Source organism: Marinomonas gallaica, assembly GCF_001639745.1.
GTDB lineage: Bacteria > Pseudomonadota > Gammaproteobacteria > Pseudomonadales > Marinomonadaceae > Marinomonas > Marinomonas gallaica.
The window spans coordinates 59,905-84,243 of sequence record NZ_LTAX01000011.1 but is presented as its reverse complement, the minus strand read 5'-3'; the positions used below and the strand labels follow the sequence as shown (position 1 = coordinate 84,243).

Sequence of the window (24,339 nt, the reverse complement as noted above, 5' to 3'; positions counted from 1 at the left end):
AAGAATAACAAGGGAAAACGGAGGGGGAGCGGGTCCCCCTCTAAATCGAATCTAATTATTTAATTAGACCGATATCTTTAGATAGGATTTGAATGTCGAGTGTTTGATTTTTCACAAATTGAGTGAACTCTTCACCAGATTTTTTGAAAGGCATCAGGCCGTTTTTGACCATGACATCTTTCCATTCTTGTGTTTGATACAGCTCATCAATAGTATTCACCCACCAATCGTAAGACTCTTGGCTCGCATCACCAGGAACGTAAAATCCACGCCAGTTTGGCGCAACGGAACTGATGCCTTGCTCTAGAGCGGTAGGAATTTGGTCAAATGGTTTTGCTAAACGCTCTTCAGAGAGCACGGCTAGTACACGTAAGTCACCGGAATCCATAAAGCCTTTTACTTCCGAAATATCGCCGGTGAACGCATCCACATGCCCGCCTACTACTTGCACAAGGGCTTCAGAACCACCACTAAATGCTAAGTAACGAATCTTTGGTAGGTTTTCAACATTGGCTTCTTTCGCGGTAATCAACACTTTCAAATGGTCCCAGCCACCTGAAGCACTGCCGCCGGCAAACTTAACCGCGCCAGGATTACCTTTCAGGGCATCCATCATTTGTTTTAGAGACGTGTATTTAGAATCTTTGCCTACGGCGATCACACCATAGTCGGCTCCAAGTGTACCCACCCATTTCACTTGATCGGCATTCATGCCTGGGAATTGGCCTTGAGCAAGACGGGTTGTGGTTGCCGTACTCGCTGCAACAATAAGCGATTCATCAGTGGTACGTTTACTGACTGTGTGAGCAAACGCGACACCACCACCGGCACCAGCCATGTTCACAGTCTGAACATTGCCTTTGATGTAATCTAGGTCGGTCAATACCTTACCAACACTACGACACGTAAAGTCCCAACCACCACCTGGGTTAGCCGGTGCAATACACTCAGCACTTCGAGCTGGTTCGTAGGCATAGGCCTGTCCAGCAATGGTCAGTGCCGCAGCACCCGAAACTAGAACAGACTTCATTGATACGGTTTTAAGCATGACTTTATCTCCTGCTTTTATTGTTTTTGTCTTGGATAAAAGAATGTTTCAGAACATCCATGACTCACAACATACTCCGCGAACCTGTCACAACCCTGTCACCAACACATTTTTAGTACAAAATGTGTAAAAACAAATGCCTTAAGGGACAATTCAATGTAATAGCACCCTAAAAACAGGCAAAAAAAACCCACTTTTACTTAAAGTGGGTTTTTAAACAGTGTACACAGCCCGTTATGCGACGGCTTGATGTGCAACACGAGGTGCTTTTTGTAAGTAAGCCTCCATCTCGGCCATACCATTTGGCTGATCTACTTTTACTCCGAGGTCACGCATCGTGCTACCAAATGCATGAAGTGTACGGAATAAGTTATGTTCGCGACATTGTTCACCCATCTGCCCAATACGCACAATTGGTTGACCAAACGATCCGGCGATTTCAACACGGTATACATCGGAAATGTGGTCACAAATCTGTTTTGCCGTTAACCCTTCTGGAATGCAAATACCTACCACAGAATTTAAACGTGCTTCAGGTTCGATAAACAATTTCAAGCCCATGCCTTCAATACCAGCTTGTAACGCTTTTGAACAACGAAGGTGTCTTGCAAAGCGCTTTTCTAGCGTTTCCTCACAAACCAACTTGAGTGCTTCATGCAACGCCATAATGCCCGATACGGGCGCTGTATAATGGTAGCCATCACGGTGCCAGAAATTTTCCGCCAGCTTCGCATCAAAACACCAATGCGTAAGTGGAACGGTTCGGTTTTCAATCACTTGCCAAGCTTCATCGGAAAATGCCACCAACGACACCCCGGGAATAGACGACAGTCCTTTTTGCCCCCCCGTTATCACGCAGTCCACTTTCCATTCGTCCATTTTCAGCGGCATGGTACTCAGCGTACACACGGCATCGACTACAACAAGACAACCGTATTCTTTGGCAATCGCTGCAATGTCTTTTAGCGTATAGTTACAAACCGTATTCGACGTTTCACCTTGCACCATACTAATGACTTTTGGGCGTACTTGCTCTATCGCTTTACGCACTCGTTCTGGGTCCGCAGCTTCATGCACGGGAATGTGCAATTCATGAACATCCGCGCCAACGCGCTTAGCCATTTCAGCCATACGATGACTGAAGAAGCCGTTATTCAGACACAGAATCTTTTCACCAGGTTGCAGCAAGTTAACGGCTGACATTTCCATCGCGGCGGAGGCAGGTCCCGCGACACCAAGCACCCACTTGGATTCTGTTTGAAAGACGTAACGTGCCATGCTCTTCACTTGATCGATGACTTTCGCCATTGTTGGACCAAGATGATTGATCACAACTGAGTTGGCTTTGGCCACGCGCTCAGGAATCGGCACTGGACCCGCCCCCATCATCAGCAATGGCTCTTGTGGAAGAATATCGTCAAGTGATTGTAGTTCGGGACAAGGAATGCCCGTTGTAGAGTCCATATTTACCTGCCTTTAAATATGATTAATAAAAAATCCATCTCAACTATTTCATAAAATCAAATATCGTAATCTTAGTATTTTCAGACCAAAATTCGGTAAAATTTAATTTTCCAAAATAATCTGCTGAAATAATACTGCAATCGACCTATTTTTAAGAGTCTATATTTTGAAAAGAGTCGAATAATCCAAAACTTCTTCTGTCACCCACAGAACTCACCAAACATAGATTTAAACCCCAGCATTATTTACTTCTACACGCCATAAAGATCGCTCTACAAAAACATCAGCCCTCTGCTCAAAAATCAAACAGCGCACTTTAAATGATGGTGCAGAAGCGCACCAACGCACCAAAATAGATCAAAAAGATATCCGGTACGCTCTAACGATAAAACGAAAACAATTCTCCTAACGCTTTTTAACAGCTGTCCTGATAAGCACTACAATGCCATCAGGCACTTTTTTCATACCGTTAGTCAATCTTTACGAAAGCCTTGCTATACATGGCTTAGCACTGTCATAAATCTGTGTTGCTTAGACTCTAAACTGGTCGATACACAATTTTTTTACAGCACTCTGGCAAGCATATTGCTTTCACTAACCAGTCAGTCATCCATTAATGGCACGGTAGGTGTTCCAAAATAGGTCAGAAGCGCATTTCACTGTTATTCGTAAAAGGAGGAGAGGTTGAAGCGGACGCCACTTCAATCAAACATATGACGACCACATTAATAGTCTTCACAGATCTAGATGGAACTTTACTTGACCACTTTGACTACGCCTTTACTGACGCAGAAGCGGCTCTTTTCAGCTTAAAAACGCTGGGGATCCCATGCGTATTAAACACCAGCAAAACCTATGCGGAACTCCTTGAACTTCGCATAGCGCTGCGCCACAAGGATCCATTTATTATCGAAAACGGTGCGGCTGTCTATATACCGGCTAATAGTCCGTTGGTGGATATTCATGACCTTGAACGTCGTGGTGATTTTTACGTTCAATCATTTGGCCCCAAGCGCCAGCACCTTATCGAGTTATCGCAGAGTATGAAATCTCGCTACGATTTTATCAGTTATCACGATCTAAGCACTGAACAACTGATGGAGCATACGGGCTTAGACTATCAAACTGCTGAGCTGTCACTGCAACGCGACTTCACCGAACCTTTAATCTGGAACGACTCTAATGCCGCTTTAGAGCGCCTAAGACATGAATTAGCGACTCAAGGCATTAAAGCGCAAAAAGGTGGACGATTTGTCCATTTAATGGGCGCGCAGTGCGATAAAGCCGTTGCCATGAACTGGCTAAAACAAGCTTATCAGGACACCTTCCATGAAGACCTAAAAAGTATGGCGTTAGGTGACGGTGAAAACGATGTTGGCATGATCTGCGAAGCAGACATTCCTGTTGTCGTTCGCTCCCCTGTCCACGTTCCACCTGAAATCCCTGGGCGCTACGACGTTTGGATTACAGATTCTTATGGCCCTAAAGGCTGGAGCGAAGCCATCAATAAAGCCCTAGTAAACGAAGGTTTTATCTAATACCAACTCACTGACGAATCAGCGAGTAAAAGACAGCATGACAACATGCTACAGGAGAGAAAAATGGGTGATTTTTACCAGAATGGCATTATTACAACACTGCACAATTTGTCTCAGCGTCCTCTTGAAGACATGGAAAAAGAACTGTGTGAGTTCGCTAAGAAGCGCCCTATGGCACTTATTTTACCTTGCTTATACTCTGAGCTCGAAACCGATGCCATGCCGAATATCATTAAGCATCTAAAGCAAGTACCTTATCTTTCCGAAATCATTATCGGCTTGGACCGTGCGACCGAAGATCAGTATCGTCATGCCTTGGAGTTTTTCTCTGAGCTACCTCAAAAACACACAGTTTTGTGGAACGATGGCCCACGTCTTCGTGCCATTGATGAAATCCTCAAAGGTGAGAAATTATCGCCAAACGACCCAGGTAAAGGACGCAATGTATGGTTCTGTATGGGCTACGCACTAACGGCATCCGATGCCGATGCCGTGGCAATGCACGACTGTGACATTGTCACTTATGACCGCAGCTTGCTGGCACGTTTAATCTACCCTGTCGCAAATCCAAACTTTAACTACGAGTTCTGTAAAGGTTTTTATGCGCGAACTGCTAACGGCAAAATGAATGGCCGCGTTAACCGCCTGCTTGTCACGCCTTTACTCTATTCCTTGAAAAAAGTACTTGGTCACTTAGATTATTTAGATTACTTAGACAGCTACCGTTATTCCTTAGCCGGTGAGTTTTCCTTCCGTCGGGACGTTATGACCGATTTGCGCATACCAAGTGACTGGGGATTAGAGATCGGCGTGCTATCTGAAATGTACCGAAATTATTCAACCAACCGTTTATGTCAGGTCGACATTGCGGATGCATACGATCACAAACATCAAGATCTATCCGCAGATGACGACGACGGTGGCTTATCTAAAATGTCGATCGACATCACGAAAGCGATCTTTCGCAAACTCGCTACAAACGGCATTGTTTTTAATCAAGAAACATTCCGTACCATCAAAGCTACTTATTACCGTGTCGCTTTAGATTTCATCGAGACATACCGAAATGATGCTGAGATTAATGGTTTAAAACTAGATGTTCATTCCGAAGAGCGCGCGGTTGAACTCTTCGCCAGCAACATCATGAAAGCAGGCAATATGTACCTAGATAATCCTATGGAAGCGCCTTTTATTCCGAGCTGGAACCGTGTCGCAAGCGCCTTCCCTGAAGTGATGCATCAATTAGAAGAGGCCGTTACACAAGATATGAACGAATACACACCAAATTAGTGTGATGTCATCGGCTCAACACAATGACGACAAAGCAGATAAGATATAAGGTAGGTCATAATGGAAGCAGCGCCACTGTCCCAACTAGAACAACGACTGATTGGGCATTTACAAGTCTTATACCCGCACCTTGATGCGGGTGAAATGGCACGTAACTGTCTCACTACTTTTGGCTTAGATCCTAAAACGACCTCGCCTCAACCGCACAGAAACCTGTGGAATCAATCAGACATCATGCTGATCACCTACGCTGATACATTGCGAAAAGACGGCGAATCACCTCTAAATACATTACATGAGTTTGTAAAAACCAAGCTTGCTGAATGTATTTCAGCGGTTCATCTGTTGCCCTTCTTTCCATACAGCTCAGACGACGGTTTCAGTGTCATGGATTACACATCGGTCAACCCTTCAGCGGGCAAATGGCGCAATATCACTGAGCTTTCTGGCGATTTCAAAGTGATGGGAGATCTCGTGATCAACCATTGCTCCAGTCGAAGCATGTGGTTTGAGAACTTTAAAGCAGGCGTAGAACCTGGGGCTAGTTTTTTTTATGAGGCCGACCCCAATACCGATGTATCAAACGTTGTGCGTCCTAGAACCTCACCATTATTACGTGAGGTACAAACAAAGAATGGCTTAAAGCATGTTTGGTGTACCTTCAGCCCCGATCAAGTGGATCTAAACTTTGAAAACCCTAAAGTATTAATTGAGTTTCTGCGCATCATCCGTCTTTACCTTGAAAAAGGCATTCGCTGGTTCCGTTTGGATGCAGTGGCTTTTCTATGGAAAACCCCCGGCACAAGCTGTATCAACCTGCCCAATACACATGAAATGATTCGTTTGTTACGGCTGTTGATTGAGCATTACGCACCCGATGCTGTCATCATTACCGAGACCAATATTCCAAATCGGGAAAACCTTACTTACTTTGGTAATGCCAATGAAGCACACCTGATTTACAACTTTTCTTTACCTCCACTGCTTATTAATACACTGGTTTCCGGTAGCTGCGCACATTTGAAAAACTGGTTAATGCGCATGCCTCCTGCACAACAAGGCACGACTTATTTAAACTTCGTTGCGTCTCATGACGGTGTAGGATTGCGCCCAACGGAAGGATTACTCAGTGAATGGGAGCTTGATAGCCTAATTAACACAATGAAACGGTTCGGCGGAAAAGTCAGCTCGCGCACCACTCCAGCGGGGGAAGCCAAGCCGTACGAAATCAATATCAGCCTTTGGGATGCATTAAGTGGGTCTGTCAGCAAAGGACCTGATCAGTGGCAATTTGCCCGATTTATGTGTGCAGCGGCAGTGCAGTTGGCCTTAGAAGGGTTACCAGCATTTTATATTCACTCTCTTTTTGGCACTGAAAACGATTACCCTCGTGTTGATAACACTGGGCAGTTCCGCTCGATTAATCGACACATTTGGGGCATGGACGATCTTGAACACAAACTAAATACGCCAACGCATCATCAGAAAGTATTCAATGCGATGCGAAACCTAATACAAATTCGTCGCGGACAACCCGCCTTCCATCCCAACGCAACACAATATGTTCTGCATACAGGTGATAAGCTGTTTGCATTCTGGCGTCAAAGCCTAGATCGCCGCCAAAGTTTGTTCGCTATTTACAACATTAGCGATGAACCGCAGACCTTTAATCTTGGCGAGCTAAACCTAATTGCAACCGACGATTGGACGGATTTAGTCACAGATACTAAGTACGAAGACAGCCTTGCTCAAGTCACATTAATGCCTTATCAATTTCTATGGTTGGCCAACAAAAAAAGTAAGGCCAAGTAGGTCTCCTACTTGGCCTACTCATTATTTAAGCCCTTCGCTCAACTAAGCAGAGTTCAGTGAAATAACTCTGCTTAGTTTGCTTCAATATCTTCTGCAATAAATCCACCACTTTGATGCGACCAAAGTTTCGCATAGATACCACCTTGAGAAATAAGTTGCTGATGAGAGCCCTGCTCGACGATAGCCCCTTTATCCAGCACAATTAAACGGTCCATAGCTGCGATCGTTGACAGGCGATGCGCAATAGCGATCACCGTTTTACCTTCCATCAGGCGATATAAACTGTGCTGAATGGCCACTTCCACTTCCGAATCAAGAGCTGAGGTGGCTTCATCTAACACCAAGATCGGAGCATTCTTTAAGAGTACTCGAGCAATGGCAATACGCTGTCGCTGTCCGCCTGATAACTTAATACCGCGCTCCCCGACCATCGCATCGTATCCAGTATTACCATAAGGGTCCGTCAACCCCTGAATAAAGTCATGGGCTTCAGCACGTTTCGCAGCGTCTATCATCTCATCATCGCTGGCGTCTGGGCGGCCATAGAGTAAATTTTCACGTACAGTACGATGCAATAACGACGTATCTTGCGTCACCATACCAATGTTGGCGCGAAGGGTTTCTTGTTGCACATCACGGATGTTTTGACCATCAATGGCAATGGAACCTTTTTCCACATCATGAAAACGCAGTAGAAGGTTCACAATGGTCGATTTACCCGCTCCAGAGCGCCCTACTAGACCTACTTTTTCACCTTTTTTAATATGTAAATTCAGAGCCTCAATGACTGAGGCATCTTGCTTACCATAATGAAAGTCCACTTGATCGAACTTAATATCGCCATCCTTTACGATCAGAGATTTGGCTCCTTGATTGTCTTGAATCGACAGCGGTTTAGACAGCGTCCCCATACCGTCGGCCACCATACCAATATTTTCAAATAAGGCACTTACTTCCCACATAATCCACTGCGACATACCATTCAGGCGCAGGGCCAAACTGACTGCAATGGCAATCGCCCCAACGCTAATAGCACTTCCGATCCACAGCCCAATCGCAACCGCCGCAATCGTAAAGGCCAATAAATAGTTTAAGCTTTGCACGCATAGATTAAGCCCTGTCACCAATCGCATCTGCTTATGCACGGTTGCTAAGAAACCATTCATCGACTCTTTGGCGTAGGACACTTCACGCTTGTTGTGAGCAAACAATTTCACTGTCGTAATATTGGTATAGCTGTCAACAATGCGCCCCGTCATGGTAGAGCGTGCGTGCGCCTGCTCTTCTGATATACGACGCAAACGGGGGACAAAATACAGTTGAATCGCAATGTAGCCCACCAGCCATCCCAGCATGGGCAAAACAAGTCGGTAATCCGCTTGCGCGACAAGCACCAACATCGCAATGAAATATACTAGGATATACATCAGTACATCTAATAGCTTCATCACTGTTTCACGGACAGCCAAGGAAGTTTGCATGACTTTAGTTGCTACACGACCAGCAAAATCGTCCTGAAAGAAATCAACGCTTTGACGCAGTACGTAACGATGCGCTAACCAGCGAATTCGCATTGGGTAATTACCCAATAATGTTTGATGTACGATTGCTGAATGTAAAAATGTCACGAGTGGCATGGCCACTAATACCATTAATGACATACCGATCAATCGTCCAGATTCCTCAGACAAGAATGTCTCAGGATTCTTAGTGACCAACCAGTCCACCAATTGCCCCATAAAGCTAAACAGCACCACTTCTAAAATCGCAATGGTCGCCGTTAATAGGGACATTAAAATTAAAGGGATCTCTGCACCTTTCGAGAAATATCGACAAAATGCAAATAAGGTTTTAGGCGCTTGATCAGGATCTATATCTGGGTAAGCCACTAACCATCGTTCAAATAACTTCAACATAAAAAATACAAATCTGAATTAGAGTAAAAGGAAAATGCCATCAAGTGAAACACAGAACTTATTGGATAACTATCAATGCGATTGCTATGTTTAAGCAATTGAGCCGTGTTTCCTTAATTTCGCATAGGAAGCCATTATCGTTATCCACTACAATTGATAAACTCAACTAGATAACCTTTAAGGAGTATTATGCAGCTTACGCTACCGATTATTTTGGTTCTCGGCCTATTGGCCGGCATCACCCCATTGGCGATTGATGCCTATCTTCCTAGTTTTCCTAGCGTTGCAGAAGATCTGAATCAAGACATCAGTCATATTCAGTTAACTCTAAGTGTTTATCTATTTGTGTTTGCTATCTTTCAAATATTTTATGGCCCCCTCTCAGATGCTATTGGTCGCCGTAAAGTTGTCGTTACAGGACTGGTTATTTATATCATCGGCAGTTTCTTATGTGCTATTGCTGGCTCTTATGAATGGCTTATGGGCGGGCGCGTAGTACAAGCTATTGGCGGTGCCGCGGTTGCCGTTACGATTCCTGCATTAGTAAAAGACAATCTAACGACCAATCAATTTGCAAAAGCCATGTCAATGATCATGCTGGTCATGGCATTAGCTCCGCTCGTCGCACCCATTTTGGGCGGCACAATATTGGTCGTATTCAACTGGCATGCCATTTTCGTCTTTTTGATGTTACTTGGCATTGTGGCCATCTTTTTATTTTTGCGCACCATTCCTGAAACCCTTCCCAAAGAGAAACGCACACCTCTATCACTAGCGTCTTCTTTGAGAAACTATTTCACGCTCACCAAGAACCCAATCATTATGGGATACATTACCGCAGGGGCGCTGCACTTTGCTGGTTTAATGTGTTTTGTCACTGGGGCATCTTTTGTTTACATCAAAATTTATGGCATCAACGAAGGTTTGTTTGGCTTTCTATTTGGTATGAACATCATCACTATGATGATTGCTACGACCATTAATGGTCGTTTTGTAGAAAAGCTAGGCATCGACACGCTGGTTCACTACGCCATGGTGGTATTATTGATTGATGTGGCTGGCTTGTTTGTTATGTGTTTTATGGAACAACCACCGTTGCCTGCTGTGATGTTAGGTATGATGTTGTTCACTGGTCCTATTGGCATTTTAGGCAGCGGTTTCATGGGTGGCGCTATGCGTCGTGCAGGCTCGCTTAACGGCAGTGTGGCAGCGCTTGCGGGCACTATCCGATTCTCCTCAGGCGCGCTAAGCGGTGTCGTCCTGAGTATGTTGCATAACGGTACTTTTGTGCCGATGTTGGGTATCATGTCAGTTTGTGGTTTAGGTACTTTTGTGATTTACAAATACGTTAAAAAGCTTGAGCAGCTAACCCCCATCTCTGACACCCAATAAACAGTAGAGTGATAACCATGCTAACAACGCGAACTTTATTAGAGAGACTGGCTAATGCCCCTGACACTGTTACATTTCAAGACACCATTGCTGTCATTGATAATGAATACGACTTTACTCCGACGTCTTTTAAAAATGGCTCGCAGATTAACCAAGCAAATGAGAACAACGGTTCCTGTAAAATTTTCTCTTTCGCGCGATTGAATGATGTGAGTGAAACCTCTGCACTTCATTTATTTGGCGACTTTTTTCGTCAAGACGTTCTTAATAACCCTGAAGGTACTGATCATCAGAACATTCGTCAGTTCATGGTAAATGGCTGGTCTGGCATACACTTTGAAAGCCAAGCATTATCAAAGAAATAATCATTTAAGGGGCGATATGTCGCCCCTTTTTAATCCAGCCACTGAACTCTTCTCGTATACTTTACTCAAATCAGTACACAGATCCACAACGGCAGAGGTAAATTATGGATTTCGTTGTCTTCGACTTGGATGGCACGCTACTCAATAAACAACAGCGTTTATCCGAAACAACACTCAAGACCCTAGACAAACTTCGCCAAGCTGGAATTGCTTATACAGTTGCCACAGGTCGTACTCATTTGGCCGCTGCGCCTTGCATTCAAGACCATAACTTTCCTCTATGGCAAATTTATAAGAATGGCGTTGAATGGTGGCACCCTGAGGATCAAGTGTATCGGCATCAAGGTATTCTTGAGCGTCATATGATTGAAGCGACGCTCACCTATTTTGCTGAACAAGAAGTGACTCCTTTTGTTTTTTGTATCGAGAACGATGGCCAACAGTCGGTTTATTACCCACCAACTCATAACCACTATGGGGAAACTGTCTACAAAGAATTGGCAAGCCACCAAAACCTTCTAATGAACAGTATTGAACACATGCCTAACAACGCTCGTATCATCAATATCAGTGCGCTAGGCCACCCTGATATGCTAAATACAATTGTGGAAAACTGTCAGGGACAAGAGCATTTAGTCGCCTACAGTGGCGGTGGCATCTACCATTCAGAAACGCATTGGATCGACATTCACCACAGCAGCACATGTAAAGGTTCTGCTATTGAACAATTAAAGCAGGAACTTAATGCGACAAATTTGATCGTATTTGGTGATGGAGACAATGACTTAACCATGTTCAAGATCGCAGATGAAGCCTATGCGACTGACAATGCGCCAAATTACATTAAGGCTCAAGCATCAGGCACGGTTGGACATCATGATGAAGATGGCGTAGCGTTGTTCCTTAATAAACGCTTTGGTTTATAGTTGCCGATGATTAGAAAAGTGTCTCTGTTACGAAATTGCAACAAAAGGCGCTTTACGAATTATCTATATTGGCTCATAGTAGAATCATAACTAAACAAGTGGAGAGAGATTATGTTTGAATTTGCCTTATTTTTCGCGGCCATTGCTGGAGCGTTTTGGATGGCACATTCCTTGGTCAAGCAAGTTTCCCGTCCAACAATGAAAGCTCAGCCGATCAAAATTGAGACTGAGAAGAAAGCGCACCCACGTCGTCAAAATCGCTTTCCAGATTAACCCATGTATTTCATCTATAAAAGGCCATGATTTGTGGCCTTTTTCATTTACACAATGTCATATTCTTTGAGTTTATTAGCAATTGAGCTATGACTGACATTTAGGAATTTTGCCAATTTTCGCGTACTCGGATATTGCGGATACAGTTTACGTAAAACCTGCGCCTCATACGCTTTAACCGTTTTATCCAATGACCCTTCTATCAACTCAATTGGCATTGTTTGGTTAAGTTCTAAGGGCAGATCCTCTGACTCTATAATATTGCTTTTAGCCACTTGTCTTGCTTGATACAAACACGATTCCAATTCTTTTAAATTACCTGGCCAATTGTGCATTTTTAAAGTCGCAAGTGCGTCCTTGCTGACCCCTATAAAGGGCTCATTGTAGCGTTCACAGGCCTCCTCCAATATATCTGTTGCGAGACCCAATAAATCTTCTTTTCGATCTCTCAGCGGTGGTACTGATATTTGAAATTCACTCAACCTGAAATACAGCTCATCCCTCAGATGATCCTGTTGGCGCAAGACTTCATTGGACAACTGAGAAAGACCTATCACTCGGCTAGGCGCTTCATCTTGATATAAACGGCTGGGTTGTTCCTGTAACCAGTGCATTAATTGAACTTGGCATGCGTCGCTAAGAAGCTCAATATCTCTAAATGCAATCCATCCTCCCTGTTTCAACACTTCATCAAGGATAGTGGGCGTCACACTTGCCGATGCAATAAATGACAGTCTCGCCTCATGCTCTAAATATTGCTCTTGCCAATATTGGAAAACCGCTTCAAGCAAGCGCTTTTTACCAACGGCAAACTCTCCCGTTAGCAGCATAGAGCTGTCCGTTGCGATATACGCCTTAGCAAACCCTAAACAGCGCTTCATCGCTGAGCTTTTAGTCAACTCAGGCTTCAGAAAACCTTGCAGTGCATGCTGCGCATTCGGAGCTTTGCGCAGACTTGAAGCTTGTCGCCCCAAACGCTGAGCCGAATGAATATGGATGACGCCACCCGCACACACTCTCTGCGCATTCTCATTCGTCACATAAAAAGGCTGCATTTCTAATAACGTAAGCTGCCCATTTAAACGGAGTCGCTTAGTTACCCCGCCTTGAAGATGCGCCCAGTCCAAACGCTCGAAGGCAACACTGCCAATATAATGACTAAGTGGTTGTTGCAACAGCTCGTTTAGGGGGACACCTAAATCCTGTGCGGCTTGGCTTGTTGCCATGGTCACGTGACCTTTTATGTCAACCGCAACAACACCATCAGGAAGTGCTTCCAATAACGTATGAATGGCATTTTGCTCTTGTTCTGAAGGTGTGTAATGAACGGTCTTAACATCTGACACACCGCGAAGTCGACGAATGCCAGCCAAGAGTTGTGTTAAGAACTGAAATTCAATGTCATCAAAACCGACATATAAACATCCAGAACGGCTGTCTACTTCAATGCGACGCATATCAATATGATATGGCACCAATAAATCTAAAATCTCTCGCACCATACCGATTCGGTCTTCACACCGGACTTCTAAACGCATTGTTGCCTCATTCACTTCCTATATCGTAGTAAAGATAACATACCTCAGCCTTATACGACCTTAGTCATATGAAACCACGCCATAAGTTCTATTCATACGTAAAATACAGTATCATGCGTGGCCATTATTAGTCGAAATGGTCTCCTTATGCAGCTCGATAAAATCGACCTCAATCTCCTGAGATATCTTGATTCTCTCTTACGTGAGCAAAACGTCACTCACGCAGCCAATCAGCTTGGCATCACACAGCCTGCCATGAGTAATGGACTCCGTCGTCTAAGAGACTTGTTTCACGATCCTCTTCTTGTCCGTACCAGTGACGGCATGATGCCAACCGCGCTGGCGATCCAGCTTCAGCCTCGCGTACGCAGCATTTTACAATCGGTTGATGAAGTCTTGCACTTGGGCCATAATTTTGATGCAGAGTCGAGTACTCGTGTATTCCGCATCATGGCAAGTGATTATGCCGAAGCAACCTTGATACCGCCATTGATGCAAAAGCTGCAAAAAGAAGCTCCTCACGTCATCATGGATGTCATGAACCCGAGTGACGTGAGCTTCCATGACGTTGAAAAAGGGAAAGTAGATTTAGTCATCAACCGTTTTGATACGTTGCCGCAGTCGTTCCATCAAAAATCTGTCTGGGTTGATCGGTTTTCGTGCTTGGTTCCGAATGATGGTCGCTACGGTGACGAACTCAGCCTCGAAGATTATCTTGACGCGCAACACGTTTGGGTAAGCAAAACAGGCTTCGGCGTTGGTGTCGGCATCCAGCCAGAAGAAGTTCAAAAGCTTGGCTGGGTTGACTCAACACTTGCTGAATTGGGCCATAAACGTAACATCCGCTTGTTTACGCGTAGCTACAATGTCGCCATGCGTTCTACTAAACAGCTTGGGCTTGTGGCCACCCTGCCCTCATTGGCCACACGGCTGTTGCATGACAGCCCCACAGTAAAAGTGATGCCGCCGCCTTTTGACATTCCACCAGTGGAACTCAAAATGCTGTGGAGCCCTCTCCTGCAACACGACCCAGGTCATATCTGGCTTCGCTCAACCATTGCGGGTTGCGCTCGGACCATCGCTGAAAACGCTGACCTTTAAAAACCAAAAAAATAGCCGCTTAAAAAATAAGTGGCTATTAAAATAGTATCCCTAAACTCAGACGAGTGGACTTACGGCACGGTGTTTAAAGCCTCAACTGCTTCCGCCTCACTTGCTACCGTTACATGCAAGTCCGTAATGTGTCCGTTATTAATACTGTAACACCAGCCATGGACCGTAAGGTCTTGACCACGTTTCCAAGCGTTTAAGACAATGCTGGTCTGACAAACATTCGCAACTTGCTCGATAACATTCAACTCACACATACGATCAAATTTCACTTTTTCATCACTGATCGCATCGACTTCCGCTTTATTCAGTCGGTAGACATCTTTGATATGACGAAGCCAGTTATCAATTAAACCGTACTCTTTCGTTTCCATCGCGGCTTTAATGCCACCGCAACCATAGTGACCGACCACCATGATGTGTTTTACTTGCAAAACATCCACGGCATACTGGATAACGGACAAACAGTTTAAATCTGTATGTACTACCACATTCGCAATATTACGATGCACAAACACTTCGCCTGGCAATAAGTCGACGATCTGATTTGCCGGCACGCGGCTATCAGCACAACCAATCCATAGATAATCAGGTTTTTGCTGCTCTGATAATTTATTAAAAAACGTCGGATCTTCAGCCGTTACTTTTGTGGCCCATTCACGATTTTTATCAAAAAGAACACCCAATTTACTCGACATTATTTTTTCCTTGCTTTTGATACCAGCGCAACTTGATGTCCGCCGTTAGATCAATCATTTGAAGCGCCAATGCGGCTTGACGGCCTTCATATGGCGCTTTGTGTATATGAGGGGTCATACTTAATAATTGCCCTATTTGCTCTGCATCCGTCAGCGTAAAAGAGAACCGATGGTTTAACTCGTGCTTTAATACGAAGCCATCCAAACCTTCAGCAAATGTTGCTTGGTAAGACTTAATTTCAGGATAAAGTATTTCTCTCAGTTCAATCAGGTGATCCGACCCCGACTCTACCAACAGTAGCCACCCTTGCTGTTTAAGAATTCTTGTAAACTCTGAAACAACAGGGAACCCAAACGCACACATCACCCAATCAAAACGACCATCAGCAACAGGAACATGAGCATTACTGCCCACTATCCAATCGATCTGTTTATCTCGTTTGCTGGCATCTGTAATGGCCCATTTCGAAATATCCAAACCGATCGCATCAAGCTGTGTCCGCTCGCGTAACTGTTGCGATAGTTGGCGCAAGTAATGGCCTTCACCACAACCTGCGTCAAAGACTGATAAGTCGGACATTTGCTGAAGGGGCTGAGGCAAGCTATCCAGAATCGCCTGTATCACAGGATCATAATGACCTTTAGCCAAGAATTCGCGGCGTGATGCGACCATTTCTTTGCTGTCACCTGGGTCTTTTGAATGCTTTTTTTGCACAGGAAGAAGGTTGACATAGCCTGTTTTGGCAATGTCATAAGCATGTCCTTTTGGGCAAACCAAAGCGCGCTCATTACGCTCTAAAGGCAGCTGATCTAAAGGACAGCATAAATGTTCGAGGTGGGACACTCGGACTCCAAATTTCGATGGGGATCAACAGATTAAGAATGGATCGAATACTAACAAAAAGCGAATAAAATTGATGTGCTAGATCACCAAAATATGACTTTTTCACGTCACCTTATAGCGTTTCAGGATCAATAAAAGCCTCTAAATCGGGGCCACGATTATTTAAATACTCGACAAAGTCTGTACTCGACATCGGTTTAGCAAACAAAAAACCCTGCACTTCTTGGCATTGATAATTCGTTAGCAAATTCATTTGCGATCGGCTCTCAACCCCTTCCGCAACTACTTTCAGGTTCAGGCTTTGCGCCATAGCAATGGTTGCTTTTACAATCGCATCATCATCACTGTCTACACCTAAATCCTGAATAAAAGAGCGGTCAATTTTGAGCGATTGGATAGGAAATTTCTTTAGATAGGCAAGAGACGAATACCCGGTTCCGAAATCGTCAATCGACAGCATAATACCCATCTCTCGGAATGCATGAAGCTTTTTGATGGTTTCATGGGCATCTGACATCAACATACTTTCGGTTAACTCTAACTCTAGGTATTTAGGGTCAATCTTTGTCTCAGTTAAAATGCCTTGTACAATATCGACTAAATCATGTTGTAAGAACTGACGACCCGATAAATTAACCGAAACATTTATCGGTGGAAGCCCTAAAGATTGCCACTCTTGTATATGCTGGCAGGCACGCCTTATGACCCACTCTCCAAGAGGCAAGATTAGACCACTTTCTTCGGCAACTGGAATAAATTGATCCGGCGGTATCATACCCCATTCTGGATGATGCCAACGCAGCAACGCCTCAGCCCCCACGGCATATTCATCCGTAGAGCGTATTTTTGGTTGATAATACAGCTCGAACTGACCTTCTTCGATCGCTTTACGTAAACCGCCCCCTAAGGTGAGATAAGCACTATAGCACTCTGTCATACCAGCATCGTATAAAAGACAACCATTGTGCGCACTGGCTTTTGAACGATACATGGCTGCATCGGCATTTTTCAATAGCGAGTCGATGTCCTCACCATGCTCAGGGTAGCAAGCAATTCCGATACTTGCCGTAATCACCATTTCCATTTCTGAAACAGGGTAGGTTTGCTCACAAGTCGCATTAATTTCAGCCGCAATGTCTACTAGCTCTTGGATATCCTGAATATGCTCAAGCACCACAACGAATTCATCACCACCCAAGCGGTAAAGGCAAGACCTAGGAGGAATAGTGTTTTTAATTCGATTGGCAACTTCCTGAAGCAGTTTATCACCCACACGATGCCCAAAAGTATCATTAACGACTTTGAACCCATCTAAGTCTAAATACATTAAACCAAAACGACGATTCCGTTTAGTTGCGTTGTTTTTAGCTTTTTCTAACTGCTGATAAAGCAAATGCCGATTCGGTAAATGGGTTAACTCGTCGTAGTTTTGCCACTTATACAGTTCAACCTCAAGGTCACGAACTTCTTGTATATCTTGTGCGAACAGATCCACATTACCGTTGTCAGGATTGACATGCGCTTCAAGCTTAAACCAACGCACACCATCAGACGTGGACAGCCGAAGTTCTTGCTGTACAACTAGATCAAACTTAACGCGCTGAATGAAGTAACTCGCAGCACCACTGACCGCAAACAGGTCTTTAATACTTTGAACGGCAGGAAACAGGTTTCCTGCTCTGCGACTGAGAAATAGCCGTTCTCCATCACAGGAGAAGGTCATAAAAATAAGAGAGTTAAGGCTTTCAGGCAAGCTCTTACGGCCGTAGTAACGCGGTAAGTGGTTTGATACTTCCGTTGGACATACATAAGCCTCCACAGAAAAACCGTGGTGATTTTCCCCTAGTGAAATAACACTAGCGGTACAACGATAAAGCGTATTACTTACATCACGAATTAACCAGTGAAAGCATAGCAAAGCGCTCTTATCGGATTGACTCAAAAATTGGGTTAGATCATCCTTTAATTCGCGATCAATGTACGTTAAACCATCGCGACTTACACCAAGAGCCTCCCCAAACCGATTTTTTGCGGTGGGGTTACTCCATGACACAGTTCCTTGTGCTACATCTATCACCCAAGCGGCTTTTTTCGGGCTTGGCACCAAGAACTCTACAGCGTCTGTCATGTCTCAATTTTATGTACAAATTAATCTACAATTTATGCCTCAACAAGATTCATTTTTCAAGCATTACCACTCATCTGGACAAATAAATAGCCAAAAGACGCTATTTTCATACGCATTCAATTTTCTTGCGCACGAAAACAAGATGGGTCTTGGGTCATGCTCAAACCGAATAGCTAATTCTTCATAAAGCGATTTATTTATCTGTTTTATATCAATATTTATTAAGTTAGGCGTAATCCAATAAGGTTTTTTCGCCTCACTTAGATCGTCTATAAAGTGCTCTAATGCAAACAATCGCTTAAGCCTTATCCAACCGCCACTGTATTTTTGGTATTCAAAAAATGCTTTAGCATCAATATTTAAGTCGTAAAAATGGCGACCAAAGATCATTAAGTTTGGTGTTACAGCAGAGTCATTTGAGAAGGATCTCAACCAAGACTGTCCTTCTTCAACATTCAATACCCTAAGCTGATGATCACGAGCATGTGTTTGCTTTTTTACTAAACTGTCATGTTTATTTGGCCCGATCCAACTGTGAGGGCTCAAATCGTTCCTTTCCAGATAAAACTTAAGTGCTATTTCAAATTGAAACATCATCCCCGCTCTGTTCTTAACCAGTAGATCAACTTCACCATAGGTTTTACCTGCTACATGAATTTGTTCATGTTCTGCCAATACCTGCGCATCCGCAAAATGCTGCACCGCAAATGAGAACAGCTGCTCAAAGTAAGTCCCCAAAAAATGAGACTTGGCTTGCGCCATCCACTGCACAATTGGCTCAGGCTGATCAGACAAACGCTTAAAATTACTTCGCCAGCCTTCAATAAGAAAACCCGCAAGCGGATAATCCAATACAAAACTTTCCCGCTCCTCTAGCAACCACTCTAGATCCGCGAGCAATTGATCAGCAGAATGCAACGTCATACCTGAGCACTTCGGCTTAAAAATCGATCTAACGCGTCGGTCACCAACATTAAATGCTTAACATGGCTGACCTCTAGCCCCCTAAACGCTTCTTCGACCATCGGCGAAATATGGCAACGGTCTGGTAAAGGCTGCTGAAACTCAATCATTTCTTTGAATCGCTCGATTAATACATAACGTAACCACTGTTCAAAAGTCATCGTATCAATGCAAAAAGGCTGCTCCGAGGCTAATGCTTCAGTACTAGGCGGTTTGGTTTGCCAAACATGAGCCTGCTGCATGGCCATTTGCAACTCTAAAACTAAATCGGCTAATTCTGTGTAACGTTGAATCGATTGGGGCAACTGATTTCTCTCCTAAAAAACGGTATGATTCAGACTTTGAGTCACTTACGTTTGGGCACACATCACAGCTATGCAAAATATTGAATCTCTAAGCGATCTTTTCAGTGCCGTTGGGTGCAAGGCGACATTTTACGATGTTGGTCGACATATTACTAAAATCACGCCGCAACAGGTTATTCAGTTCGATACAAAGCAGCAAGTTTATCCATACGCGTTCCGGAAACAAGCCTGGCTGGCTTGCGTGTTAACGGAAAAACAAAAACCGGTAAAAAACGGAGAAGTTGTCTGGTTTTTAAAATTGCCTCTCGACGAGTCGGGCTGCTTGAACTTAGGCACACGTGACCTATTTATCAAAACCATCGTTGATAAAATTATGCATAAAGGGACGCAACAAGGTGTTCAAGAAGCCCTTGAGGACAACCCTTATGCATTCCAACCAGATCAAGATCGACTAGCCAGCTTCCACGCCATGCTCGCGCGCGATTTAAAGCAGCCCACATCCCACTATTTAGAAGATGTGCTTACCTACTTAAAAAGCGAGCAATTAGACAACCCTGAAACGTGGAGCCATTTAGGTTTACAAGGGTTGGCTGATTTAGCGGCAAGAGTAGAACAGCTGAACCTGAAAGCTCTGCAGATCAAAGCAATTCAAAACGCCCCCAATGAAGTACGCTTCCCACTTTGCCATGCAATGGAACATTATGTTCAAGGCGCTGACACAGTGAAAGCAGTGTGTGAAGAAATGATGGCTCCCTCGATCACGGCAAGCGATGCCGCCCATTTAGTTCGCGCCATTTCACGCAATGACTTTGCCACAGACCTGTTTATCCCGTTATTTACTTTACTCGGCGATATCAGTCATTGTGATGATGATCAGCTAGAACTGATCGCATCGCTGGTTGCAAAGTGCCCACATTGGGTCGCAGAACAAGGTCAATTGTTGCGTATTATCCTTGAAAAATTAGCACATCGCGATGATGCGCAATTAGGTTTCAAACACATTGTCGCGGAATTGACTCAACAACCAGAAACACGCACAGCAACTTGGCATGTATTGCGCTCAGATCATGCCAGCGAAGCGCTGCAAAATGCAGTTGGAAATTTGTTTACCCCTACAAGCTCAACATTGCAGTAAACAGCAAACAACCAACATCCGTCACTGAAGACACTACCGCAACACTTCAGTGACGGACGTGTTTTGATTCCACCATAGAGCGCATTTCTTTGCGATGCTGCTTGAACTCGTCACTCAGCTCGTATTTACCCTCTCGCGTATGCAACAACGCGCCACGGCTGACTAAAGCATCCAGCGTCTTAGGAAGAACTTTTTGCCGACGCTCGCCTTTAACAAAGAAGTATTGATCATCTACCTGGATCAATTCGAAACCCGTCTCGAGAAACCCGACACACAGATTTTGGGTTGGTGTTAGTTTCAATTTCATCTCGTCACCCTTAACCAACAAATGGATTTACTCAGGTAACTATAGACAATATTTTAAATAACGAAGTGATATTAAAAGAAAGGGCAAGCCAGATATTAACAGCCTACCCTCATATGGTGGCCCTATTGTGAAAAGACAACCGTCTTATTACCGTGAACCAATACACGATCTTCAATGTGGAAACGAAGCCCCCGAGAAAGCACAAGCTTCTCAATGTCTTTACCCAAACGGACCATATCGGTCGCCGAATGACTGTGACGAACTCGAATCACATCTTGTTCAATGATCGGACCCGCATCTAGATCTGCTGTTACGTAATGACACGTCGCACCAATCAACTTCACCCCTCGAACGGCCGCTTGATGATAAGGCTTAGCACCAATAAATGAAGGCAAGAAGCTGTGATGAATATTAATCACACGGAAACGGTATTTCTCACATAAATACTCGGGAAAAATCTGCATATAGCGGGCAAGCACCACCGTATCCGCACCGGATTCATCAATGGCTTTTTCAATGGCTTTGAAGGCTGGCATTTTATCTTCTTTGGGCACATTGATGCAGTGATAGGGAATGTTATACCACTCAACCATGGAACGAAGATCATCATGATTCGCGATCACCCCTACGATGTCGCAACTTAGTTCGCCCGTGTGCCAACGATGCAACAAATCATTCAAACAATGAGACTCTTTAGTCGCCATCAACATGACTTTTGGCTTGTCATCACTGTCATTGATAAACCAGTCCATGTCGTATGCTCCAGCAATTTTAGAGAACTCACGACGAAACGTGTCTAAGTCGACGCTCATACTGTCAGCATCAATCACATGGCGCATAAAGAACCATTTCTGTTCAGCATCAGTATGATGATTCGCTTCAACAATCGAACCATTGCGCTCATTTAAATATTGGCTAACAGCCGCCACAATCCCTACTCGGTCAGGGCAGCTAATCACTAATCGATATGTTTTACTCATAGTTCCAGTTACTTTTAAAGACTCAGGGGCCTCGACCAAGCGGTTAGGATGGTCGAGGACTCTGAATTAATGGGGAAAAGTTCTATTTACTACTTATGCTTTAGAATCCAACATTGGTGAATCTTTTGATTTCTATCAAAGTCAGGATCTAACGATTGGCGAGTAATGTTTTCAATCTCATAACGTTCATTTAGCTCTGAGTCCAGCTCAAAACGACGATAGTTATTAGAGAAAATCAACTCACCTTCTTGATGCAAACGGGCCATGGCCAAATCAATCAGATCAACATGATCACGTTGAATATCCAATACACCGGCCATTTTTTTCGAATTCGAGAAAGTCGGTGGGTCCATAAAAATCAAATCGAACTCGTCTTCAGCTTTACGCAACCATTCAAAGCAATCTGCTCGAACCACTTTATGATCACGATCTGAAAACTCATTTAACTCAAGATTACGACGCGCCCATTCAGTATAAGTATTGGACATATCAACACTTAAACTGGTTTTAGCACCACCCTGCCCAGCATGGACCGAACCTGACGCAGTGTAACAGAACAGATTTAAGAAGCGCTTACCATTGGCTTTTTCTTGAATGATCTTACGTACTGGGCGGTGATCTAAGAATAACCCGGTATCCAGGTAATCTTTCAAATTTACAATGAAGTCGCAGCCGTATTCTTCAACAAACATTTCGTGGTTTAGCTGATCCACTTTCTCATATTGCTGCTTACCTGATTGACGTATACGTTGCTTCACAACCACATTCGTTTCAGGAATGTTCAACGCGGTCGGGATGGCCGAGACAACTTCAAATAGGCGTTGTTGCGCTTTTTGTTCGTCGACACTTTTAGGTGCTTGGTACTCTTGCACATGTGCCCAATCATTGTAAATATCTACTGCAACAGAGTATTCAGGCATGTCCGCATCGTAAACACGGTAACAGGTGATTTTTTCACGCTCGAGCCACTTGTTCAGCTTCTTCTGGTTTTTCTGCAAACGGTTGACCACCATTTGCGCACCCGATGACAAACCTACTTGCTCTCGGCTGCCAGCTTTAATGCGATCTTCAGCAATTGGAAAACGGTAGGCACGACATTCTAGGCCCCCATTGATAACACGAGTGGATTTCTCAGGACGAATCGGAATCTGACGAGCCAAGTTCTCACTGCTCGTTAACAACATCATATCCCCTTCCATCGCATTTTCGATCGCCCAATCGCCAAGTTGACGATACAGCGCTACCAGCGCCATCTCATCCCCTAAGCGTTCACCGTAAGGCGGGTTAACAATGATCAGCGTCGGTTGCTTAGACCAGTCAAAATCGTGCTGCTGAAAAGCAGACATGCTGACATCGATCACCCCAGTCAGGCCTGCACGCTTAATATTTTCACGGGACGCAGCAATCGCTTTTTGTTCTCGGTCTGTACCTTGGAAAGACACCGTTAACTCACTTGGCGCAACGCGCTCGTTCTTAGCGATGTCGTTAAGCTGTTGCCATAGACGATGATCATGCTTCTTCCAACCTTTAAAGCCCCAGTACTGACGACGCGAACCTGGCGCGATGTTCATGGAGATTAAAGCTGCTTCAACCAAGAAAGTTGCCGAGCCACACATGGGATCAACGATCTGTTGATACTTAGAGTCTTTGCTCCAACCTACACGCAACAATAAACCAGCTGCTAGGTTTTCTTTTAACGGCGCCATAGCACCATGCTGACGATAACCGCGACGGTGCATACTTTCGCCTGACAGATCCAAGCTAACAATTGCTTGATCACGTCTAATCTTCACGGCAATACGAATGTCAGGGTTTTGTTTTTCAACACTCGGTCGGCGACCATTTAATTTAGTAAAATAATCGGCTATGGCATCTTTTGTACGTACCGCACCAAATTGTGTGTTTCGTATAGAGTGATTGGTACCGTGGCAATCAATCGCAATGGTATTGTCAGCATGAAGGTGTTCTGACCAGTCAATGTCCGATACGCCTTGGTACAGATCATCCGCCGAGTCCACTTTAAATGTTGCTAGAGGCATCATGACGCGTGTTGCCACACGTGACCATAGACAGGCTAAATACATGCCACGCAAATCAGTAGACAGCTTAACTTGAGCTTCGCCTAGGCGTGTATTAGACAATCCTAGATCATGAAGCTCTTTTTCTAGAATGTTTTCCAAGCCGATCGGGCAAGTCAATTCCAGTGATATCGATTGTTCGCTAACGTCACTAGGAGGTAGTTCAGAGTTATATGTCATGTTTATTACTTTTTGGTGAATTTTTGAATTTCGTTAGAGCAAAGTGTTT

Annotated in this window: 21 protein-coding genes; 9 read left to right on the top strand and 12 right to left on the bottom strand. The window is 44.3% G+C overall.

Annotation, left to right across the window (positions count from 1 at the left end):
* Nucleotides 1-55: 55 nt before the first annotated feature.
* Together AYW76_RS11830 and AYW76_RS11825 are read right to left on the bottom strand one after the other, a co-directional pair.
* The gene (locus AYW76_RS11830) at nucleotides 56-1,048 is read right to left on the bottom strand and encodes a Bug family tripartite tricarboxylate transporter substrate binding protein (protein WP_067220247.1); all 993 of its coding nucleotides are present in this window, start codon (nucleotides 1,046-1,048) and stop codon (nucleotides 56-58) included.
* Between the two features lie 234 nt (nucleotides 1,049-1,282).
* Entirely contained in the window at nucleotides 1,283-2,512 is a 1,230-nt protein-coding gene (locus tag AYW76_RS11825) for a pyridoxal-phosphate-dependent aminotransferase family protein (protein WP_067220244.1), read from the bottom strand.
* 713 nt (nucleotides 2,513-3,225) lie between these two features.
* On the opposite strand from AYW76_RS11825, the gene AYW76_RS11820 reads away from it, so the two are divergent.
* The 3 genes from AYW76_RS11820 (at nucleotide 3,226) to AYW76_RS11810 (ending at nucleotide 7,152) form a co-directional block, all read left to right on the top strand.
* Nucleotides 3,226-4,050 (top strand): HAD-IIB family hydrolase, encoded by an 825-nt coding sequence (locus tag AYW76_RS11820; RefSeq protein WP_067220241.1) that lies wholly within the window; start codon nucleotides 3,226-3,228, stop codon nucleotides 4,048-4,050.
* Between the two features lie 63 nt (nucleotides 4,051-4,113).
* Nucleotides 4,114-5,340 carry a glycosyltransferase family protein gene (locus tag AYW76_RS11815; protein ID WP_067220239.1) on the top strand — a complete coding sequence of 409 codons (1,227 nt, stop codon included), beginning with the start codon at nucleotides 4,114-4,116 and terminating at the stop codon, nucleotides 5,338-5,340.
* A 60-nt stretch (nucleotides 5,341-5,400) separates the two neighbouring features.
* A complete protein-coding gene (locus tag AYW76_RS11810; protein ID WP_067220235.1) occupies nucleotides 5,401-7,152 on the top strand; it encodes an alpha-amylase family glycosyl hydrolase in 1,752 nt (583 codons plus the stop codon).
* A gap of 71 nt (nucleotides 7,153-7,223) precedes the next feature.
* Here the strand turns inward: AYW76_RS11810 and AYW76_RS11805 are convergent, their stop codons facing one another.
* The gene (locus tag AYW76_RS11805; RefSeq protein WP_067220232.1) at nucleotides 7,224-9,068 is read right to left on the bottom strand and encodes an ABC transporter ATP-binding protein; all 1,845 of its coding nucleotides are present in this window, start codon (nucleotides 9,066-9,068) and stop codon (nucleotides 7,224-7,226) included.
* A 189-nt stretch (nucleotides 9,069-9,257) separates the two neighbouring features.
* Between AYW76_RS11805 and AYW76_RS11800 the strand changes: the two genes are divergently transcribed.
* From AYW76_RS11800 to AYW76_RS19115, 4 genes are all read left to right on the top strand, one after another.
* Nucleotides 9,258-10,460, top strand: a complete 1,203-nt coding sequence (locus AYW76_RS11800) for a Bcr/CflA family multidrug efflux MFS transporter (protein WP_067220228.1) — start codon at nucleotides 9,258-9,260, stop codon at nucleotides 10,458-10,460.
* Nucleotides 10,461-10,477: 17 nt separating this feature from the next.
* Complete coding sequence (locus AYW76_RS11795) at nucleotides 10,478-10,825, top strand: HopJ type III effector protein (RefSeq protein ID WP_067220225.1); 348 nt, start codon at nucleotides 10,478-10,480, stop codon at nucleotides 10,823-10,825.
* Between the two features lie 104 nt (nucleotides 10,826-10,929).
* Nucleotides 10,930-11,751 (top strand): Cof-type HAD-IIB family hydrolase, encoded by an 822-nt coding sequence (locus tag AYW76_RS11790; protein ID WP_067220222.1) that lies wholly within the window; start codon nucleotides 10,930-10,932, stop codon nucleotides 11,749-11,751.
* Nucleotides 11,752-11,862: 111 nt separating this feature from the next.
* Nucleotides 11,863-12,024 (top strand): hypothetical protein, encoded by a 162-nt coding sequence (locus AYW76_RS19115; protein ID WP_156489070.1) that lies wholly within the window; start codon nucleotides 11,863-11,865, stop codon nucleotides 12,022-12,024.
* Nucleotides 12,025-12,071: 47 nt separating this feature from the next.
* Here the strand turns inward: AYW76_RS19115 and AYW76_RS11785 are convergent, their stop codons facing one another.
* Entirely contained in the window at nucleotides 12,072-13,562 is a 1,491-nt protein-coding gene (locus AYW76_RS11785) for a TyrR/PhhR family helix-turn-helix DNA-binding protein (protein WP_067220219.1), read from the bottom strand.
* Nucleotides 13,563-13,709: 147 nt separating this feature from the next.
* Between AYW76_RS11785 and AYW76_RS11780 the strand changes: the two genes are divergently transcribed.
* The gene (locus tag AYW76_RS11780; protein WP_067038675.1) at nucleotides 13,710-14,663 is read left to right on the top strand and encodes a LysR family transcriptional regulator; all 954 of its coding nucleotides are present in this window, start codon (nucleotides 13,710-13,712) and stop codon (nucleotides 14,661-14,663) included.
* 71 nt (nucleotides 14,664-14,734) lie between these two features.
* Here AYW76_RS11780 and can read toward each other — a convergent pair whose 3' ends face one another.
* The 5 genes from can to AYW76_RS11755 all read right to left on the bottom strand — a co-directional run bounded on the left by can (nucleotide 14,735) and on the right by AYW76_RS11755 (nucleotide 19,610).
* The gene (can, locus tag AYW76_RS11775; RefSeq protein WP_067220217.1) at nucleotides 14,735-15,370 is read right to left on the bottom strand and encodes a carbonate dehydratase; all 636 of its coding nucleotides are present in this window, start codon (nucleotides 15,368-15,370) and stop codon (nucleotides 14,735-14,737) included.
* Nucleotides 15,360-16,214 carry a putative RNA methyltransferase gene (locus AYW76_RS11770; protein WP_067038679.1) on the bottom strand — a complete coding sequence of 285 codons (855 nt, stop codon included), beginning with the start codon at nucleotides 16,212-16,214 and terminating at the stop codon, nucleotides 15,360-15,362. Before AYW76_RS11770 ends, can begins: the two co-directional genes overlap by 11 nt.
* 112 nt (nucleotides 16,215-16,326) lie before the next feature.
* Nucleotides 16,327-18,342, bottom strand: a complete 2,016-nt coding sequence (locus tag AYW76_RS11765; protein ID WP_067220214.1) for a putative bifunctional diguanylate cyclase/phosphodiesterase — start codon at nucleotides 18,340-18,342, stop codon at nucleotides 16,327-16,329.
* Between the two features lie 63 nt (nucleotides 18,343-18,405).
* Nucleotides 18,406-19,266, bottom strand: coding sequence for a DUF1853 family protein (locus AYW76_RS11760; protein ID WP_067220211.1), 861 nt, complete (start codon nucleotides 19,264-19,266; stop codon nucleotides 18,406-18,408).
* Nucleotides 19,263-19,610 (bottom strand): YqcC family protein, encoded by a 348-nt coding sequence (locus tag AYW76_RS11755; protein WP_082866206.1) that lies wholly within the window; start codon nucleotides 19,608-19,610, stop codon nucleotides 19,263-19,265. Before AYW76_RS11755 ends, AYW76_RS11760 begins: the two co-directional genes overlap by 4 nt.
* Nucleotides 19,611-19,680: 70 nt before the next feature.
* Here AYW76_RS11755 and AYW76_RS11750 point away from each other — a divergent pair, with 70 nt between their 5' ends.
* On the top strand, nucleotides 19,681-20,745 hold the full coding sequence (locus AYW76_RS11750; protein ID WP_067220208.1) for a DUF3549 family protein: 1,065 nt from the start codon (nucleotides 19,681-19,683) through the stop codon (nucleotides 20,743-20,745).
* A 46-nt stretch (nucleotides 20,746-20,791) separates the two neighbouring features.
* Here the strand turns inward: AYW76_RS11750 and AYW76_RS11745 are convergent, their stop codons facing one another.
* The 3 genes from AYW76_RS11745 to rlmKL form a co-directional block, all read right to left on the bottom strand.
* A complete protein-coding gene (locus AYW76_RS11745) occupies nucleotides 20,792-21,052 on the bottom strand; it encodes a formyltetrahydrofolate deformylase (RefSeq protein ID WP_067038689.1) in 261 nt (86 codons plus the stop codon).
* Between the two features lie 122 nt (nucleotides 21,053-21,174).
* Nucleotides 21,175-22,032: a formyltetrahydrofolate deformylase gene (gene purU, locus AYW76_RS11740; protein ID WP_067220204.1), complete on the bottom strand. Its 858-nt coding sequence runs from the start codon at nucleotides 22,030-22,032 to the stop codon at nucleotides 21,175-21,177.
* Between the two features lie 89 nt (nucleotides 22,033-22,121).
* A complete protein-coding gene (gene rlmKL, locus AYW76_RS11735; protein ID WP_067220201.1) occupies nucleotides 22,122-24,290 on the bottom strand; it encodes a bifunctional 23S rRNA (guanine(2069)-N(7))-methyltransferase RlmK/23S rRNA (guanine(2445)-N(2))-methyltransferase RlmL in 2,169 nt (722 codons plus the stop codon).
* Nucleotides 24,291-24,339 lie beyond the last annotated feature (49 nt).

Coding starts and splice junctions, on each gene's coding strand:
- AYW76_RS11830 (WP_067220247.1), bottom strand. CDS start 1,048: ATGCTTAAAACCGTATCAATGAAGTCTGTTCTAGTTTCGGGTGCTGCG.
- AYW76_RS11825 (WP_067220244.1), bottom strand. CDS start 2,512: ATGGACTCTACAACGGGCATTCCTTGTCCCGAACTACAATCACTTGAC.
- AYW76_RS11820 (WP_067220241.1), top strand. CDS start 3,226: ATGACGACCACATTAATAGTCTTCACAGATCTAGATGGAACTTTACTT.
- AYW76_RS11815 (WP_067220239.1), top strand. CDS start 4,114: ATGGGTGATTTTTACCAGAATGGCATTATTACAACACTGCACAATTTG.
- AYW76_RS11810 (WP_067220235.1), top strand. CDS start 5,401: ATGGAAGCAGCGCCACTGTCCCAACTAGAACAACGACTGATTGGGCAT.
- AYW76_RS11805 (WP_067220232.1), bottom strand. CDS start 9,068: ATGTTGAAGTTATTTGAACGATGGTTAGTGGCTTACCCAGATATAGAT.
- AYW76_RS11800 (WP_067220228.1), top strand. CDS start 9,258: ATGCAGCTTACGCTACCGATTATTTTGGTTCTCGGCCTATTGGCCGGC.
- AYW76_RS11795 (WP_067220225.1), top strand. CDS start 10,478: ATGCTAACAACGCGAACTTTATTAGAGAGACTGGCTAATGCCCCTGAC.
- AYW76_RS11790 (WP_067220222.1), top strand. CDS start 10,930: ATGGATTTCGTTGTCTTCGACTTGGATGGCACGCTACTCAATAAACAA.
- AYW76_RS19115 (WP_156489070.1), top strand. CDS start 11,863: ATGTTTGAATTTGCCTTATTTTTCGCGGCCATTGCTGGAGCGTTTTGG.
- AYW76_RS11785 (WP_067220219.1), bottom strand. CDS start 13,562: ATGCGTTTAGAAGTCCGGTGTGAAGACCGAATCGGTATGGTGCGAGAG.
- AYW76_RS11780 (WP_067038675.1), top strand. CDS start 13,710: ATGCAGCTCGATAAAATCGACCTCAATCTCCTGAGATATCTTGATTCT.
- can (WP_067220217.1), bottom strand. CDS start 15,370: ATGTCGAGTAAATTGGGTGTTCTTTTTGATAAAAATCGTGAATGGGCC.
- AYW76_RS11765 (WP_067220214.1), bottom strand. CDS start 18,342: ATGACAGACGCTGTAGAGTTCTTGGTGCCAAGCCCGAAAAAAGCCGCT.
- AYW76_RS11760 (WP_067220211.1), bottom strand. CDS start 19,266: ATGACGTTGCATTCTGCTGATCAATTGCTCGCGGATCTAGAGTGGTTG.
- AYW76_RS11750 (WP_067220208.1), top strand. CDS start 19,681: ATGCAAAATATTGAATCTCTAAGCGATCTTTTCAGTGCCGTTGGGTGC.
- AYW76_RS11745 (WP_067038689.1), bottom strand. CDS start 21,052: ATGAAATTGAAACTAACACCAACCCAAAATCTGTGTGTCGGGTTTCTC.
- purU (WP_067220204.1), bottom strand. CDS start 22,032: ATGAGTAAAACATATCGATTAGTGATTAGCTGCCCTGACCGAGTAGGG.
- rlmKL (WP_067220201.1), bottom strand. CDS start 24,290: ATGACATATAACTCTGAACTACCTCCTAGTGACGTTAGCGAACAATCG.